The organism is Actinoplanes sp. NPDC049265 (assembly GCF_043197135.1).
GTDB lineage: Bacteria > Actinomycetota > Actinomycetes > Mycobacteriales > Micromonosporaceae > Actinoplanes.
This window is the reverse complement of sequence record NZ_JBICSP010000027.1, coordinates 20866-37251: the sequence shown is the minus strand read 5'-3', so window position 1 is coordinate 37251 and position 16386 is coordinate 20866. Positions and strand designations below refer to the sequence as shown.

Sequence of the window (16386 nt, the reverse complement as noted above, 5' to 3'; positions counted from 1 at the left end):
GGCTATCACATGCTAATGTAAGAGCCCTCTCACGAGGAGGCAAGCAGAATGGGTTACCACCATGGTGACCTCCGAGCGGCACTGATCGGGGCCAGCTTCGAGCTGCTGGCGGAACACGGGCTGCACGGGTTCTCGGTCGCCGCGGTCGCACGCCGGCTCGGGGTCAGCTCGGCGGCACCGTACCGGCACTTTCCCGATCGCGATCACCTGCTCGGCGCGGTCTCCGGCGTCGCCGCGCACGACCTGCGTGCGGCCGTCATCGCCGCCGCCGACGCGGCCGGCACCGACCCGGTCGACCGGCTGGCCGCGGTGGCCGGCGCCTACGTACGGTATGTGACCCGCACCGGCGGCGGCTTCCACGTGATCTTCGCAGCCGGCCTGTCCGAGCTGCCCGACGAGGAGCGTCGCGAGCACACCCGGGCCCTGATGACTACGCTCCTGGAGCTGGCCGTGGCGGTCGAGCCCAGCTCGTACCCGGAAGTCCTGAATTTGATCCAGGAGATCATTGCGGTCGCGCACGGCTACACGACGCTGCTCACCGACGGCTTCTTCACCCTGCACAACGGTTCGGCCGAGCACATCGCCGCCCGCGCCGTCCGGGCCGCGGGCGACCTGGCCAACGCCCGCCGCTGATGTCCTGCGCCCGAGCCGAGGCCGCGGCGGCGGCCAGGCACGGCTCGGCCTCGCTCCGGGTTCCGTGGGGGACTCACGGGATTCGGGTCCACCACTGCTGGGTGTTCCGATCCATCGTGCAGTCGGTCATGGACAGGCGATTCGTGCTGGGCGGAAGGGTCAGGCAGCGTTCGCCCTTCTCTCCGGTGTATTCGATCGCCCAGGAGCTGGTCCGCTGCCATTCCGGGATGATCTTGTGGAAGCGCCACGGCCGGGCTGTTGCGCAGTCCTGAACGCCGGCGGTGTCGTTCACGGCGACGAGGCACCGATCCTGGTCCTTGAACCTCAGTTTGAACTCGAGAGGATCGTCGGTCGCGTCCGCGGCGAACTGCTGATGCGGCTGCTTGTCGCAGGCGGCCAGGACGACCGGCGCGTTGTCGCGCAGGTTACCGTCCTCGGCCTCGACGCAGTTGTCCCCACCGGCGCGGATGTCCCCGAGGGTGGCCGGAAGAACCGGGACTGACGCCGACGTGCTCGCGCCGCCGGGCGACGGGCCGGCCGTCGGTGTCGTCGGCCGGCCGGTCTGAGACAGCGCGACGGCGGCGGCGGTGATGCCGGCGGCGACCAGCACGCCGGCCGCGACGGCAACGCTCTTGCGCCATGCCTGACGGGGGACCGGGGTCACCTCCGGTTCGGGGACGGCCGGACCGATCGTCACCTGGTCTGGCCCGGCCGCCGGCCGCCGCGCGATGGGCAGGTCGCCGACGCCCTCGGCACGCAGCAACGGCAGCTGCCGCCCCTGCTCGAGCAACCGGTCGCGGGCGTAGGCGAAGAGCTCCTCTATGGTCAGGTGCCCGGCCGCCGGCCGACTGCTGGGGGCGTGCAGGATCCCGTCGACCACCTCTTCGGTGAACATGCTCGCGTGGTTGGCCACCGAAGCGTCGTTCGCCAGCTCGTTGCCGCGGCAGCTGCTCAGGATGTAGCGCCGGGGGCCGGAGAGCGCCCGGCCGATGTCGGCGCCCTTGAACGCGCCGCTGAAGCAGCAGTCGAGAATGATGACGGTCCGGCTGGCCGGCGACGCCTCCAGGAACTCGTTCAGGCGGCGCGAGTTGACGGCCGTGGACAGCAGCCGGTCGGTGCGGGTGTCGCGCGAGCACAGATACAGGATGTTCTGGACGTCCAGGCGCCCGTGGCCGCTGAAATAGAACAGCAGCACGTCGTCCTTGGTGGCGGACCCGAAGAACTGCTCCATGGAACTCACGATCTCGTACGAGGTGCGCTCGGGCCGCACCGTCACGGATCCTGCCGCGAAGAGTCCGCGCTCCCGGTCGAGCAGGGCGGCACACAACAGTGTGATGTCGTTGACCGGTCCCTCGAGCGTCTGCAGATTGTGCGGGTCCTCCGGGTAGGTGCTGTTGCCGATCAGGAGGGCGCGGTACCGGTCCGTCATGGCTACTCCGCCGGGTCGGCGCCGTCGGTCACGGAGCCGGGGAGCAGGCGGCCGATCGCGGCGCCGAGCTGGTGAATCGACTGCAGGTCGACCGCATCGCCCTCGATGACGATGCGTTCCTGGCGGCCGTCGCGTTCCCAGCTGAGCACGACGCGCCGGGTCCGGTCTCGTGCGAGCCAGGCCTTGAAGCACGCCGCCGCGGCGGACAGCGTGCCGGCCGAACCGAGGGCCAGGATCACACTGTCGGCCGTGCCCTTGGTGCCGGGCGCGACCGTCGACTCGACGCGGTATCCGGGCACTTCCCGGCGCAGCTCGTCGAGGAGGTCACGGGTCTGTGCCGCCCACCGCTCGTCGTTAACGTCGTAGCGGGCGCTGTCGGTGCTGACGACGACGTCGGTCACCGCATCGATGCCCCTTTCGAAGCCGGAACCACGTCCGAGCACGAGCATGGAACAACGTCACGATCGACGCCAGCGGTCGATCGGCAACAAGACACACATCGATGGATGCGGTCGAGGGGTCAACCCTCGGTCAGGATGTGGACGGCTCGGGTCAGGGCGGCGCGTGGCGTCTCGCGCCAGTCTGGGTCGACCGGGGGCAGGGCGGTGGACAGGGGATAGCGGGAACGGAAGTCGGGGATCAGCCGGGACGTGGCCTGCGCCCGTTCCAGCCAGCCCTCGGTGTCGTCGCTGGACATGCGGCGGTAGGCCGCGGCGGTCGCGGCGGTGGCCCGGACGGTCGCGTACAGCATGGTGACCCTGGTGGCGTCCGGGGTGGACCAGCGGTTCATGATGCCGAGCAGGCGTTCCAGCCAGTCCTGTTCGTTGGGGCCCTGGCCGCTCTCGGCCCAGGACAGCGACGTCAGCCACGGATGGGTCAGGTAGACGTCGAACAGCGCGGTCGCCCAGGCCAGCAGGTCGTCGGCGTACCCGGCGCCGGGGTCGGCCCAGGTGGGCATGGCCACGGCGTGGTCCTGCATCAGGGCGATCAGGTTGTCCTTGGTCCCCACGTACGGGTAGAGCGCCATCGCGGTCTTGTCGAAGCGGGCCGCCACCGACCGGGTGGAGACGGCGGCCAGGCCTTCGGTGTCGGCGATCGTGATGGCCACGGCGAGGATCTCGTCCAGGTCGAGTTGCTGCCGCGGGCCCCGGCGTGGCGTGGGCAGGGTGGTGCCGCGGCCACGCCAGAGGCGGCGGACGTGTTCTTGTGCGCTCATAGTCCTTACAGCGTATAGTGTTTTGCTATGACGACCACGGCGAAGCTACATGACGGTTCTTCCATCGAGGTCACGACGCTGGGCGACGGGCCCGCGATGCTGTTGCCGGCCAGCCTGGCCCGGCCCGACGACGCCACGGCCGAGCGGATGCGGGCGTGGGGCGCCGAGCCCGGACTCGGCCGGCATCTGGCCGACGGGCTGGCCGCGGCCGGGCGGCGGGTGATCGTGGCCGACTACGAGGGGCACCGGGCCGCCCATCCGGCGGCCGAGACGCTGACGGCCGGCAACGTCGCGGCCGATCTGCTGGCCATCGCCGACGCCGCCGGCGCGCGTGAGTTCGGCTACTACGGATACTCCTGGCTGGGGTTGTCGGGGCTCCAGCTGGCGGTCCGCACCGACCGCCTCACCGAGCTGGCCATGGGCGGGTTCCCGCCGCTGGGCGGGCCGTACGGGCCGATGCTCGAGGTGACCCGGGCGGCGCACCGGATGGCGGTCGAGAACGTGGGGCGCGACCTGCCCGACTGGACCGAGATCGAGGTCGGGGACTGGGACGCCTCCGAGGTCACCCAGACCCCGGAGCAGACCCGGCAGTACGTGACGCTCTACGAGTCGGTGCGGGACTTCGACGAGCGGGCAGCGCTCCGGCGGCTGACGGTGCCGCGGCTGGCGTTCGCGGGGCGCGACGACGCCATCGACTTCGGGGCGCAGTGGGGAAACGTGCGGGTGGAACTCGGTCCGCCGCTCGAAACGCACCGGGCCGAGCTGGAGGAACTCGGCTGGGCGGTCGAGGTGCTGCCCGGTGACCACATGGGTGCGATGCGCAGCGAGGTCGTGCTTCCGCTGCTCACCGCGCATCGCGTACGAGCGTAGGGTCCTCCGGGTCGTAAACCACCCGCAGCACGTCACCCACGGCGGGCCGAGGTTCGGCCGGCGGCTGCCACAGCGCGCTGCGGTGGGCGGATCCGTCGGCGCTGGTGAACTCGACGACGTAGAGGTCGTGGCGTTTGCCGCCGTCCCGGATCTCGACGAGCCGCGCCTCGGCGACGACTCCCCGCGAGTCGAGCGCCGAGTCGGCCCGCCAGTCGGTGACCGCCAGCCAGGTCATTCCGGCGGCGAGCACCAGGAAGATCGCGATACCCATGGTGACCCGTGGTGACACGCCCTCAGGGTAGGAAGGCGTGTCACCACGGTGTCGCCACGGCACTGTTTTGCCCGACGGGCTAACCTTCTCGCCATGCATCCAGGCATGCAGATGCCGGTACCGGCGACGATCCGGCTCTCGTCCGGCCTGTTGTTCGGTGTGGCCGGGCTCCTCCTGCTGAACGCGGTCATCGAGCTGGTGTTCACCAACACCGGCCTGAGCATCTACAAGGACGCCTACAACGGCGACACCGGTTCCGGCTTCGGGAGCCTGCTCTGGGCCACGTCGGCTCTGCTGATCGGCGCGGTCGTGTGCATCCTCGCGATCTTGAACCGGCACGGCAGTGACAAGTCCCGGATCACCACGCTGGTGCTCGGCGGCCTGTTCGTGGTCTGCGGCGGCGCCGGCAACCTGAGCGGCAGCTTCCACCGCCCGCGCCGCGCCGCCGAGACGGTGTCGGCCGCCGTCGGCCAGTGGGTGCCCGCGATGTACGGCCTGACCATGGCCATCCTCGAGCTGCTGGTCCTGCTGGCCACCCTGACCGCCCTGGTCCTGCTGGTGCTCCCGCCCTCGACCCGCTTCATCCACAGCCGCCGCAAGGTCGAATACATCCTGCTCCCGATGCCCCACCCGACCGGCCAGACCCCGCTCCCGCCCGTGCCGCAGCCCTACGGCGGCCCGTCCGCCACGCCACTGCCGCCGTCCCCGCCGGCCCGGCCTCAGGAGCCGCACTCGGCCAGCATCCCGATGGCCGACCCCTGGGGCGACGACCAGTACCGCCCCCGCCACCATGGCCCGCAACCGCCGTCGTGACTCCTACCTGAGCGCCTGCCAGCAGAGGTACGAGTCGCGGGTCAGCCGGTCGAAGGACGCCAGCGACGCCACGACACTGGTGGGCGAGTTGTTGGTTTCCTGCGCCCGTGGCGGTGCGTCGGCGGAGTCGCGCGGTGCCGCCGACTGTGTGTGCGCGGCATCGGCGGAGAGGCGAGCCTGCTCCAGCGATGTCGTTCGCTGGATGGTCGCCACGGTGATCGCCGAGCAGGACGCGGCCACGGCGGCCACGCTGGTCGCGCACAGCGCGATGAGGGCGGCCCGGATTGTGCCGTCACGTTGAATGCCGGCCGCTCCCATCGCACCCTGACGGCTCAGCTCGGCGGCGAGGACCGTCGCCTCCGCGGTGATTTCGGCGGGGTCGGGTTCAGGCCTGCGGTGTTTGGCCACCCGGTAATCGTTTCATGACTGAGAGTGTCGGGAAAGGGCGAAGTCTGTCAGGTCGCGGCGCAGGTGGACGGTGCCGCGGGCCAGCACCACGCCGGCCACGACGGAGGCGGCCGGAGCGACGACGGCGACGGCCGCCTGTGCGCCCCACAGGCTGGCGGCCAGGCTGGTGACCAGGGACCCGCCGAGGCCGCCGAGCACCGCCAGATAGAGGCCGACCAGCGCGAACGCCGTCGCCCGGAAGGCCGGGGGAGTGACCGCGGCGACGACCAGGCTCAACGGGACCAGGCCGAAGTAGAGTGCGGCCTGGGTCAGCGTCCCGACCACCGTGAAGGTGACGACGTCGGGTGCGTACGCCATCGCCGCGAACCCGACGCCGAGCACGCCGAGCGCCCCCGCGGCCAGATAGACGCACGCCGCGGGGCTCCGGCGGAAGAGCCGGTCGCTGTACGCGCCGCCGAGGGCCGCCCCGGCCACCGCCCCCACCGCACCGACGGCGCCGATCACGCTGCGGGCCCCGGCGTCCTGGCCGAGGTGGTCGTTGGCGATCAGGCTCAGATAGTTGGGCACGGTGGTCACGCACAACCCGAACGCGCCCAGCGCCACCATCACGATGTTGAACGTGCGGATCCGCCGCAGTCGCGCGAACGCCTCGCGCAGCGGCACCGGCGGCCCGGCGGCCTGCTCGAAACGCCCGCGGACCGGTTCGCGCAGCCGCAGCGCCGCCAGCGCGAGGACGACCCCGGGCGCGGCCAGGGCGACGAACGCCCACCGCCAATCGCCGTGCCGGCCGGGCGCGACCGCCACGAACAGCGCGGCCAGGAGGGGGCCGACCAGGCTGCCGAGCGGCAGACCGGCCCGGTGGATGCCGAAGATCCGGCCCCGGCCGGCGGGCGGGTAGGCATCGCTCAGGATCGAGGTCTGGATCGGCCCCTCGTTGGCCTTGCCGACGCCGGCCAGAACGCGGACCACAACCACCTGCCACAGGTTCTGGACCAGGCCGAGCAGGACCGCCGAGGCGGCCCAGACCAGGGTGCAGAGCCCGGCGATGGTGGTACGGCGGCGCCGGTCGCCGAGCACCCCGAGGGGTAGCGCGCCGAGTGCCACGGTCACCCCGGCCAGCGCGCCGACGATGACCACCGCCCCGTCGCCGAGGCCGAGGGCGTCCCGGATCTCGGGGAGGAAGACGTGGAAGAGGGCGTTGTCGACGCTGTCGAGCAGCGCCAGGCCGAACAGTACGGCGATTGTCGCGCGCCCACCGGCCGACAGGATCTCCTTGAACCTCACATCCCTATGTTGACTGACACAGAGATGTCGGGTCAACATAGAAGGCATGCGTGAATGGTCTGAGTCGGTCGCCTTCATCACCGGAGGCGGTCAGGGAATCGGTCTGGGAATCGCCCGTGCGCTGGCCAAGCGCGGGGTACGGCTGGCACTGGCCGACATCGACGAGGCGGCCCTGGCCCGCGGCCGCGAGGAGCTGTCCCCGGTGACCCCGGTCGAGACGTTCCACCTCGACGTCCGCGACCGGGCCGCGTTCGCCGCCGTCGCCGACCGGGCCGAGGAGCGGCTCGGCCACGTCGGCCTGCTGTTCAACAACGCCGGCATCGTGCCCGTCGCGCCGGTGACCGAGCTCAGTTACCCGAAGTGGGACCTGGCCCTGGACGTCAACCTGACCGGCGTGATCAACGGCGTGCAGACCTTCCTGCCCCGCATGCTCGACCGCGGCGCCGGCGGCCACCTGGTCAACACCGCCTCCGGCGCCGGGCTGGTCGCCGACGCCAATGTCCTCTACGTGACGACCAAGTTCGCGATCGTCGGCCTGTCCGAGTCACTGCGGCAGGCGCTGAGCGGGCACGGCATCGACGTCAGCGTGCTCTGCCCGGGCCCGGTCGACACCGGCATCCTGCAGAACACCCGGGCGGCCGACCCGTCGGTCGCGGTACCGGACAGCGCGCTCGCCGCCACCGAGGCGTTCCTCCGCGGCGGCGCGAGCATCGACGACGTGGGCGAGATGGTCGTGGCCGCCATGACCGCCCGGGCCATGTGGATCCACACCGGCGACCTGATCCGGCCCGCCCTCCAGCAACGGATGGCGGCCCTGCTGGCATCGATCTAGGCGTAGAGGTCGGCGAGGTTCTTGTCGATCAGCTCGGCGATCGAGCGCAGCGACGCGTCCAGGTCGACGTTCGCGGGGTCGACGACGGCCTGGAAGTGGATGCCCATCAGGAGGCCGTTGAGCGCGACGGCGAAGGTGCGCTCACGCTGGGCCGCCTCGTCGGGATCCACGTCCTTGGGCCGCCGCGCCCGCAGCCAGTCCTCCAGCCCGGCCCGCCGCCGCGCGTAGAACTCCTGGTACTGCGTGCGTACCGCCCCGGTGCCGCGGATCGCCTCGGCCGACATCGACAGGATCAGCGCCGAGTTGCCGCTGCGGGCCAGCGCCGAGGCGTCGTCGAACAGCTCGGCCAGCGGCGGCACCGATCGGTAGTGTCCGGCCGGGATCAGCCGGTTGATCGCCCGCTCGATGACGGCCAGCACGAGCCCGTCCTTGTTCTTGAAGTGCCACGGGATGGAACCGCGGCTGATGCCCGACCGCTCGGCGATGTCGACGAACGACGTCCGGTCGAACCCGCGCTCGGCGAACAGCTCCTCGGCCGCGTCCAGGATCCGGCGACGGCTCTCCTCGCCGATCTCGTCGATCCGGCGCCTGCCCGGGGGTGTCACGACACCACCCTAGGCCATTTGGCATGGTCGCGATGAGCCTGGCCATGGCCGCGAAAACCGAGGTCATAGCCGGGAGCGACGGCCCGTACCCACCACTCAGCTACGAAATCCCGCTCTTGAACTCATCCCCACACGTCGTCCGCGGTTTCGGCGATCAGCCGCAGCTTGGCGACCTCTTGATCGTAGGTCAGCACGTTGCCCTCGACGGTCGACGAGAACCCGCACTGCGGAGACAGGCACAGCTGCTCCAGCGGCACGTATTTCGCGGCCTCGTCGATGCGGCGCTTGAGCGTGTCCTTGGACTCCAGCTCGCCCCGCTTGGTCGTGACCAGGCCGAGCACGACCATCTTGCCCGGCGGCACGAACCGCAGCGGGGCGAAGCCGCCGGAGCGCTCGTCGTCGTACTCCAGGAAGAAACCGTCCACCGCCAGCTCGCTGAACAGCGCCTCGGCGACGAAGTCGTAGCCGCCCTCGGCCGCCCAGGAGGAGCGGAAGTTGCCCCGGCACATGTGGGTGGTCACGGCCAGGCCGGCCGGGCGGTCCTGGATCGCCGCGTTGATCTGCTTGATGTAGCGCAGGTGCTGGTGCTCGGCGTCGTCGCCGCGCGAGGTGAGCAGGGCCCGCTGGGCCGGGTCGTTGAGGTAGGCGAGGCTGGTGTCGTCGAGCTGCAGGTAGCGGCAGCCCAGGTCGTGCACGCGGCGGACCTGTTCGGCGTACGCCGCGCTCAGGTCGGACCAGAACTGATCCTCGTCCGGGTAGACCGCCGGATCGATGGCCGCCCGGCCGCCGCGGTAGTGCACCATGCTCGGCGACGGGATGGTCAGCTTGGCCGTGACCCCGGGCTCGACCGTCGCCGCGAGGAACGCGAACGCCTCGCCGAAGATGGTCTCGTCCAGCCGGACCGGCGCGTCCACGGCCAGCGCGGCCGACTCGAAGTCGAGCTCGCCGTCGGCGTTGCGGAAGTGCACCTGGATCTTCTCGTCGGTGCGGCTGATGCCACCGAGCTGATAGATGAAGTCCATGTGCCAGGACGTACGCCGGAACTCGCCGTCGGTCGCCGACCGCAGCCCGGCGTCGCGTTGCATCGCGACCACCTCGCGGATCGCGTCGTCCTCGACCGCGCGCAGCTCGTCGGCGTCGATCTTCCCGGTGGCGCGCTGCTCGCGGGCCTGGAGCAGGCGCGCGGGCCGGAGCAGACTGCCGACGTGGTCGGCCCGGAAGGGCGGGGTGTCGCGGAGCGTCATCGTCGAACCTCCTCGCGGATGAGCCTATGCCCGCACGCCGCCCGCTTGCATCTCCAGTCGCTGTCCGGCGCCGGTCCGGCGTCGGGATCGCCGTGCGCGAGACGGACAATACGGATCCAAAGTGGACGCCACCCGACCCGGAGCTCAACGGTCCGGACGGGCCAAGTAATACGAAACAGTTACGAAATTTTGGCGTCGGCGACAACCCGGTCCGTGCCATGTTGTCGCCGACGCCAAAGACAACGCGGACACGGATCGGCAGTCTTTGCCTTCACGTAGGACGTGGAGGGCGCGATGAAGGCACTACGATCCGTGGCCGTGCTCGGCGCGGTAGCACTGCTGGCGACGGCCTGCGGTAACGATTCGGGCGGGAGCGGCGGCCCGAGCGGGAAGCAGCCGGTGAACGGTAAGACGTTCACGCTGGCCGTACCCTCCGATCCGGGCAACCTGGACCCGCATTTCACCTCACTGACCATTGCCGGGCAGGTGGACCGGTTCCTCTACGACTCCCTGCTCGGCTTCGCGCCGGACGGCAAGCTGCTGCCCGGCCTGGCCGAGAAGTGGGAAGGCACCACCACCGAGGCCAAGTTCACCCTGCGTAAGGGTGTGACCTGCGCCGACGGCACCCCGCTGACGGCCAAGCAGGTGGCCGACAACCTCAGCTTCGTCGGCGACGTCAAGAACGCCTCGACCCGGATCGGCATCTACGTGCCGGCCGGCGCCAAGGCCACCGCCGACGAGGCCACCGGCGTCGTCACGGTGACCTCACCCGCCCCGGACGCCTTCCTCACCCGCAACCTCGGTGGCCTGCCGATCGTCTGCGAGAAGGGCATGAAGGACCGGACCAAGCTCAAGCAGAGCTCGGACGGCACCGGCATGTTCACCATGACCGAGGCGGTCCCCGACGACCACTACACGCTGACCCGGCGCAAGGAATACGCGTGGGGCCCCGGCGACGTCAAGGCCGACACCGTCGGACTGCCCGACAAGGTGGTCATCCGGATCGTCGCGAACGAGGCCACCGCGGCCAACCTGATCCTCACCGGCGAGCTCAACGCCGCCCGGTTCACCGGTCAGGACAGCCAGCGTCTGCAGGGCGACGACTACGTCAAGCGGGACGTGCTGGCGCCGACCGGCGAGATCTGGTTCAACGAGAAGCCCGGCCTGCCGACCGCCGACGAGGCGACCCGCAAGGCGCTGATCCAGTCGCTCGACCTCAAGCAGCTGCAGCAGGCGTTCACCTCGGGCCGCGGCGCCGACCCGACCGGCCTGGTGGCGCCGGCCATGACCCCGTGCAAGGGCGACACCATCAAGGGCAACCAGCCGGCGTTCGACGCGGCCGGCGGCAAGGCCGCGCTCGGCGGCAAGCCTCTGTCGCTGACCGTGGCGTACGCCCCGTCGGCCGGCCCCGGCGCACAGCCCGCGGCCGAACTCCTCCAGCAGCAGTGGACGGCGGCCGGGGTCAAGGTGACCCTGAAGAGCGTCACCGCGGTGCAGGTGGGCCAGATCGCCGGCGGCCAGCTGTCCTGGGACGTGGCGATGTTCCCGATCGGCGTGACCCTGCCCAGCCAGCTGGTCTCGTTCCTGTCCGGGCCGACCCCGCCGAACGGCGCCAACTTCGCCAGCATCGACAACAAGGCCTATCAGTCCGCGGTGGCCGAGGCCCAGAAGGTGGCCGACGCGGGCGGCTGCGACAAGTGGCTGGCCGGTGAGACGGAACTGATCAAGCGCCTCGACCTGGTGCCGTTCGCCAACTCGAACACCCCGTACTTCATCAAGAACGCCACGTTCGAGCTGAGCGACGGCGACGTCGGCCCGGCCTCCATCCGGATGTTCGGCTGACCGGGAACCCAATCACATGATCAGCACAGCATCCACGAGGGCCTTCAGGCCTTTCAAGGGTGGCGGCGGGGCTACGGACAACACCTGGGTGCGGTTCGTCGCCCGGCGGCTCGGACGACTGCTGCTGTCCCTGTGGGTGCTCGTCACCGCGGCCTTCGCGATGATCCACGCGCTGCCCGGCGATCCCGTCCGGGCGGCGCTGGGCCCGACCGCACCGGTCGAGCTGATCCAGGCCCGCCGCGCGGCGATGGGCCTGGACGACCCGCTCTGGCAGCAGTACCTGCACTACCTGGCCGGCCTGTTCACCGGGGACCTGGGCACCTCGATGACCTCCGGCCTGCCGGTGGCCGACGTCATCTCGTCCCGGTTCGCCTCGACCGTGCAGATGGCGGTGCTGGCCTTCCTGGTGGCGGTGGTGGTGTCGGTGCCACTGGGAACGTTGATGGCGGTGCTGGTCCGGCACGGCCGCCGGCGCGGGAGTGACCTGGCCTTCACGTCGGTCAGCGTGGTGCTGGCGACCATTCCCGAGTTCCTGATGGCGGTCGGGCTGGTCTTCGTGTTCAGCGTGACGCTGGGCTGGCTGCCGGTGGCCGGCAAGTCCGGGCCCGACTCGTACGTGCTGCCGGTGCTCGCCCTGGCCATCGGCCCGGCGTTCGTGCTGGCCCGGATCGTCCGGGTCGAGATGCTGGCCGTGCTCGAGACCGACTACCTGCGTACCGCCCGGGCCAAGCGCCTGCCCAACCAGGTCGTCTACCTGCGGCACGCCCTGCCCAACGCGCTCACCACCACGCTCACCCTGGGCGGTCTGCTGCTCGGCTCGCTGGTCGCCGGGACGGTGCTGATCGAGAACGTGTTCGCCTGGCCCGGCCTGGGCGGCACGATCGTCAGCTCGATCCTGGCCAAGGACTATCCGACCGTGCAGGGCGTGGTGCTGGTCTACGGCGTCGGCGTGCTGCTGGTCAACCTGGCCGTCGACGTGGCCCTGGCCGTGGTCGACCCGCGCTCGACGATCCGGGAGAGCTGATGGGCATGCGAGGCTTGCGCCGGATCGGGCCGCTGGGGATCAGCGGACTCGTTCTGCTCGTACTCGTCGTCGCCCTGGCCATCGCCGGGCCACTGATCTGGCAGGACCGGGCCGACGCGATCAACCCCGCGGAGATCCTCCGCGGGCCGTCCGGCGCGCACTGGGTCGGCACCGACCAGCTCGGCCGCGACATCTTCGCCCGGGTCCTGGTGGCCACCCGGCTGTCGGTCGGGCTGGCGCTGCTGGCGACCGCGCTCGGTGTGGTCGCCGGCCTGCTGCTGGGCACGTCGACCGCGGTCTTCGGGCGACGGGTGGGCCGCTGGATCGCCACCCTGATCAACATCATGGTGGCGTTCCCGAACCTGCTGCTGGCCCTGTTCTTCGCGGTCATCTTCGGGGTCGGCGCGACCGGCGCGGTGCTGGCCATCGGCTTCGCCACCGCGCCCGGCTTCGCCCGGATCACCCAGACGCTGTCGGCCGCGATCGCCGGGCGGGACTTCATCGCCGCCGCCCGCGTCGCCGGCGTGGGCCGCTTCCGCATCCTGCTGCGGCACGTTCTGCCCAACATCGCCGAGTCGCTCGTGGTCACCGCGACCATCCAGGCCGGCGGCGCGCTGCTGGCCTTCGCCAGCCTGTCCTTCCTCGGCCTGGGCGTGCAGGCACCCAGCTACGACTGGGGCCGGCTGCTCGGCGAGGGCCTCCAGCAGATCTACATCAACCCGGCCGGCGCGCTGACCGCGGGCCTGGCCGTGGTGCTGGCGGCGATGGCGTTCAACCTCACCGGTGAGGTGGTCGCGCGGGCGATCGGCTTGCGCTCCAATGCGACGGGTACGCTCGCCGCCCCGGAGCCTTCCGCGGCCGAGCCCACAGTGCCGGCGGCCGACGCGTTGCTGGCCGTACACAACTTGCAGGTGACCTTCCCCGGGGTGCGTCCGGTGCGCGGGGTCAGCCTGTCGGTGCGCCGCGGCGAGGCGGTCGGGATCGTCGGCGAGTCCGGTTCCGGCAAGAGCCTGACCGCGCTGGCCATCGCCCGGCTGATCGAGGCGCCCGGTGAGGTCACCGCCGACCGGCTGGAGTTCCTGGGCGAGGACCTGCGCGGCGACGTGCGGGCGCACCGCCGGCTGCTCGGCACCTCGCTCGCGATGGTCTTCCAGGACCCGATGACCTCGCTCAACCCGGTGCAGCGGGTCGGCCGGCAGCTGGCCGAGGTGGTGCGCACCCACGCCGGGGCGACCCGCCGCTCGGCCTGGGCCCGGGCCGTAGACCGGCTGGCCGCGGTCCGGATCACCGACGCCGCCCGGCGCGCCGCCCAGCTCCCGCACGAGTTCTCCGGCGGCATGCGCCAGCGGGCCATGATCGGCATGGGCGTGATGGCCAACCCGGCCCTGATCATCGCCGACGAGCCGACCACCGCCCTCGACGTGACAGTGCAGAAGCAGGTCCTCGAACTGCTCCACAACATCCGCACGGCCGAGGACGTCGGGCTGCTGTTCATCAGCCACGACGTCACCGTCGTCGGGCAGGTGTGCTCGCGGGTGCTGGTGATGTACGCCGGCCGGGTGGTCGAGGACCTGCCGGCCACCGCCCTGCGCACCGATGCCCGGCACCCGTACACCCGGGCCCTGGTCGCGGCCGTGCCGGACATGGAGACCGACCGGTCGCAGCCGCTCGCGGTGATCCCCGGACGACCGCCCGACCCCCGCGACTTCCCGTCCGGCTGCGCGTTCGCCGACCGCTGCCCGCTGGTCACCGACCGCTGCCGGACCGAGGATCCGCCGCTCGACGCCTTCGACGGCGATCGCCGGGTCGCCTGCTGGAACGCCGCCCTCGTCCCCTCGTTGATCGCGAACGGAGAACAGTCATGACCCTGGACAGTGCTCACTGGGAGCAGCGGCTGCGTGAGCTGGCGACGAGGTACGACGTACCCGGCGCCACGCTCGGCATCCTGCTCGGTGACGAGGTGGCCGAGGCCGCGCACGGCGTGACCAACCTCAACACCGGGGTCGAGGTCACCACCGACACGCTCTTCCAGCTCGGCTCGATCAGCAAGGTGTGGACCGCCACCCTGGTCCTGCAGCTGGTCGACGAGGGCAAGCTCGACCTGGACAAGCCGCTGATCGAGTACATCCCCGAGCTGAGGCTGGCCGACCCCGACGTGGCCCAGCGGCTGACCATGCGCCACCTGCTCACCCACACCAGCGGCATCGACGGCGACATCTTCGACGACACCGGCCGCGGCGACGACAGCCTGGCGAAGTACGTCGCCCTGCTCGCCACGGCGCGGCAGAACCACCCGCTCGAAGCCACCTGGTCGTACTGCAACTCCGGCTACTCGCTGGCCGGCCGGGTGATCGAGAAGCTGACCGGCGGCACGTGGGATGCGGCCGTACGGGAAAAACTCGTCAGGCCCTTGAACCTGACCCACACGGTCACCCTGCCGGAAGAAGCCCTCATGTGGCGGGCCGCGGTCGGGCACACCTACGAGAAGGGCGCCAACACCGTCGCACCGGTGTGGGGCATCCCGCGCTCGGCCGGGCCGGCCGGCGCGATCACCGCGACCGTCCGCGACCTGCTGGCCTTCGCCAAGATGCACATCACCGGCGAGGGCCCGCTCTCCGCCGCCGGCATCGAGCAGATGGCCACCTTCCAGGTCGAGCTGCCGGACAAGCACACCCTGGGCGACTCCTGGGGGCTGGGCTGGGAGCGGATGACCTGGGACGGCCGGCAGGTGATCGGCCACGACGGCAACACCATCGGGCAGTCCGCGTTCTGGCGCGTGCTGCCGTCGGCCGGGCTCTCGGTCACGCTGCTGACCAACGGCGGCAACAACGTCAAGCTCTACGACGATCTGTTCCGCGAGATCTTCGCCGAGCTGGCCGGCGTGGCCACGCCGCGCCGGCTGGGCCCGCCGTCGCCCCCGGTCGAGGTTGACATCGCGCCCTACACCGCCGTCTACGAGCGGGCCAGCATACGGATGGAGGTGCTGGCCGAGGACGACGGCCCGGTGCTGGCCGCCCAGGTGACCGGTCCGCTGGCCGAACTGGTGCCCGACCAGAACGTGCGCTACCCGCTGGCCGGGGTGGAGCCCGGCCTGTTCGTCGCCCACGACGAGGAGACCGACAACTGGATCCCGGTCACCTTCTATCAGCTGCCCACCGGCGAGCGGTACCTGCACTTCGGCGCCCGGGCGACCCCCCGTGCGTGACCTGACGTTCGAGAACGTGACCGTCCGCTTCGGATCCCGCCGGCGCGGCACGGTCGCGGTCGACGACGTGTCCCTGGTGGTGCCGGCCGGCCAGGTCGTCGGACTGGTGGGGGAGTCCGGGTCGGGCAAGTCGACGCTGGCCCGGGCCGCGGTCGGGCTCGCCCCGCTCAGCGCCGGCCGGATCGAGCCCGCGCCCGGCCACCGGAAGATCCAGATGGTGTTCCAGGACCCGTACTCGGCTCTGGACCCGCGGATGTCCATCGGGGAATCGATCGCCGAGGCCATGCCGTCGGTCGACCGCGCCGAGGTGGGCCGGTTGCTGGAGCTGGTCGGGCTGCCCGCCGACCGGGCCCGGGAACGGCCACATCTGTTCTCCGGCGGCCAGCGCCAGCGGGTCGCGCTGGCCCGGGCGCTGGCCGGGCAGCCCGAGGTGATCATCGCCGACGAGATCACCTCGGCGCTGGACGTGTCGATCCAGGGCGCGGTCCTCAACGTGGTCCGCGAGCTGCAGCGCCGGATGAACCTGACCATGCTGTTCATCTCGCACAATCTGGCCGTGGTGCGCTATGTCAGCGACATCGTCGCGGTCATGCGCGAGGGCCGGATCGTCGAGTACGGCCCCGTCGACGAGGTGCTCGGCGCCCCCCGGCACGAATACACCCGGGAACTTCTGGCGGCGGTCCCGCATCCGTCGCGTTAGCCTTTCACTA

17 protein-coding genes are annotated in these 16386 nt (G+C 71.1%); 9 read left to right on the top strand and 8 right to left on the bottom strand.

Annotated features, from left to right (window positions below):
- The first annotated feature begins 48 nt into the window (after positions 1 to 48).
- Entirely contained in the window at positions 49 to 633 is a 585-nt protein-coding gene (locus ACGFIO_RS39750; RefSeq protein ID WP_392835277.1) for a TetR/AcrR family transcriptional regulator, read from the top strand.
- 73 nt (positions 634 to 706) lie between these two features.
- On the opposite strand, the gene ACGFIO_RS39745 is transcribed toward ACGFIO_RS39750, so the two are convergent.
- From ACGFIO_RS39745 to ACGFIO_RS39735, 3 genes are all read right to left on the bottom strand, one after another.
- Positions 707 to 2062 (bottom strand): caspase family protein, encoded by a 1356-nt coding sequence (locus tag ACGFIO_RS39745; RefSeq protein WP_392835274.1) that lies wholly within the window; start codon positions 2060 to 2062, stop codon positions 707 to 709.
- 2 nt (positions 2063 to 2064) lie between these two features.
- Positions 2065 to 2511, bottom strand: a complete 447-nt coding sequence (locus ACGFIO_RS39740) for a hypothetical protein (protein ID WP_392835272.1) — start codon at positions 2509 to 2511, stop codon at positions 2065 to 2067.
- 71 nt (positions 2512 to 2582) lie between these two features.
- Positions 2583 to 3278 carry a TetR/AcrR family transcriptional regulator gene (locus ACGFIO_RS39735; protein WP_392835270.1) on the bottom strand — a complete coding sequence of 232 codons (696 nt, stop codon included), beginning with the start codon at positions 3276 to 3278 and terminating at the stop codon, positions 2583 to 2585.
- Between the two features lie 27 nt (positions 3279 to 3305).
- Here ACGFIO_RS39735 and ACGFIO_RS39730 point away from each other — a divergent pair, with 27 nt between their 5' ends.
- A complete protein-coding gene (locus tag ACGFIO_RS39730; RefSeq protein WP_392835267.1) occupies positions 3306 to 4148 on the top strand; it encodes an alpha/beta hydrolase in 843 nt (280 codons plus the stop codon).
- Here ACGFIO_RS39730 and ACGFIO_RS39725 read toward each other — a convergent pair.
- Complete coding sequence (locus tag ACGFIO_RS39725) at positions 4123 to 4437, bottom strand: DUF3592 domain-containing protein (protein ID WP_392835264.1); 315 nt, start codon at positions 4435 to 4437, stop codon at positions 4123 to 4125. The two genes, ACGFIO_RS39730 and ACGFIO_RS39725, sit on opposite strands and share 26 nt — an antisense overlap.
- A 75-nt stretch (positions 4438 to 4512) precedes the next feature.
- Here ACGFIO_RS39725 and ACGFIO_RS39720 point away from each other — a divergent pair, with 75 nt between their 5' ends.
- On the top strand, positions 4513 to 5232 hold the full coding sequence (locus ACGFIO_RS39720) for a hypothetical protein (protein WP_392835262.1): 720 nt from the start codon (positions 4513 to 4515) through the stop codon (positions 5230 to 5232).
- 3 nt (positions 5233 to 5235) lie between these two features.
- Here ACGFIO_RS39720 and ACGFIO_RS39715 read toward each other — a convergent pair whose 3' ends face one another.
- Together ACGFIO_RS39715 and ACGFIO_RS39710 are read right to left on the bottom strand one after the other, a co-directional pair.
- Positions 5236 to 5640 (bottom strand): hypothetical protein, encoded by a 405-nt coding sequence (locus tag ACGFIO_RS39715; protein WP_392835259.1) that lies wholly within the window; start codon positions 5638 to 5640, stop codon positions 5236 to 5238.
- A gap of 12 nt (positions 5641 to 5652) precedes the next feature.
- On the bottom strand, positions 5653 to 6924 hold the full coding sequence (locus ACGFIO_RS39710) for an MFS transporter (RefSeq protein WP_392835256.1): 1272 nt from the start codon (positions 6922 to 6924) through the stop codon (positions 5653 to 5655).
- Positions 6925 to 6970: 46 nt separating this feature from the next.
- Between ACGFIO_RS39710 and ACGFIO_RS39705 the strand changes: the two genes are divergently transcribed.
- The gene (locus tag ACGFIO_RS39705) at positions 6971 to 7756 is read left to right on the top strand and encodes an SDR family oxidoreductase (protein ID WP_392835254.1); all 786 of its coding nucleotides are present in this window, start codon (positions 6971 to 6973) and stop codon (positions 7754 to 7756) included.
- Here the strand turns inward: ACGFIO_RS39705 and ACGFIO_RS39700 are convergent.
- Together ACGFIO_RS39700 and ACGFIO_RS39695 are read right to left on the bottom strand one after the other, a co-directional pair.
- On the bottom strand, positions 7753 to 8361 hold the full coding sequence (locus ACGFIO_RS39700) for a TetR/AcrR family transcriptional regulator (protein WP_392835251.1): 609 nt from the start codon (positions 8359 to 8361) through the stop codon (positions 7753 to 7755). The two genes, ACGFIO_RS39705 and ACGFIO_RS39700, sit on opposite strands and share 4 nt — an antisense overlap.
- A gap of 122 nt (positions 8362 to 8483) precedes the next feature.
- The gene (locus tag ACGFIO_RS39695; protein WP_392835248.1) at positions 8484 to 9605 is read right to left on the bottom strand and encodes a 5-methyltetrahydropteroyltriglutamate--homocysteine S-methyltransferase; all 1122 of its coding nucleotides are present in this window, start codon (positions 9603 to 9605) and stop codon (positions 8484 to 8486) included.
- 294 nt (positions 9606 to 9899) lie between these two features.
- Between ACGFIO_RS39695 and ACGFIO_RS39690 the strand changes: the two genes are divergently transcribed.
- The 5 genes from ACGFIO_RS39690 (at position 9900) to ACGFIO_RS39670 (ending at position 16376) form a co-directional block, all read left to right on the top strand.
- The gene (locus ACGFIO_RS39690; protein WP_392835247.1) at positions 9900 to 11447 is read left to right on the top strand and encodes an ABC transporter substrate-binding protein; all 1548 of its coding nucleotides are present in this window, start codon (positions 9900 to 9902) and stop codon (positions 11445 to 11447) included.
- 88 nt (positions 11448 to 11535) lie between these two features.
- Positions 11536 to 12471, top strand: a complete 936-nt coding sequence (locus ACGFIO_RS39685; RefSeq protein WP_392835245.1) for an ABC transporter permease — start codon at positions 11536 to 11538, stop codon at positions 12469 to 12471.
- 5 nt (positions 12472 to 12476) lie between these two features.
- On the top strand, positions 12477 to 14336 hold the full coding sequence (locus tag ACGFIO_RS39680; RefSeq protein ID WP_392835242.1) for a dipeptide/oligopeptide/nickel ABC transporter permease/ATP-binding protein: 1860 nt from the start codon (positions 12477 to 12479) through the stop codon (positions 14334 to 14336).
- The gene (locus tag ACGFIO_RS39675; RefSeq protein WP_392835239.1) at positions 14333 to 15676 is read left to right on the top strand and encodes a serine hydrolase domain-containing protein; all 1344 of its coding nucleotides are present in this window, start codon (positions 14333 to 14335) and stop codon (positions 15674 to 15676) included. The genes ACGFIO_RS39680 and ACGFIO_RS39675 overlap by 4 nt, the downstream gene beginning before the upstream one ends.
- Positions 15669 to 16376: an ABC transporter ATP-binding protein gene (locus ACGFIO_RS39670; RefSeq protein WP_392835237.1), complete on the top strand. Its 708-nt coding sequence runs from the start codon at positions 15669 to 15671 to the stop codon at positions 16374 to 16376. The genes ACGFIO_RS39675 and ACGFIO_RS39670 overlap by 8 nt, the downstream gene beginning before the upstream one ends.
- The last annotated feature ends 10 nt before the right edge of the window (positions 16377 to 16386 follow it).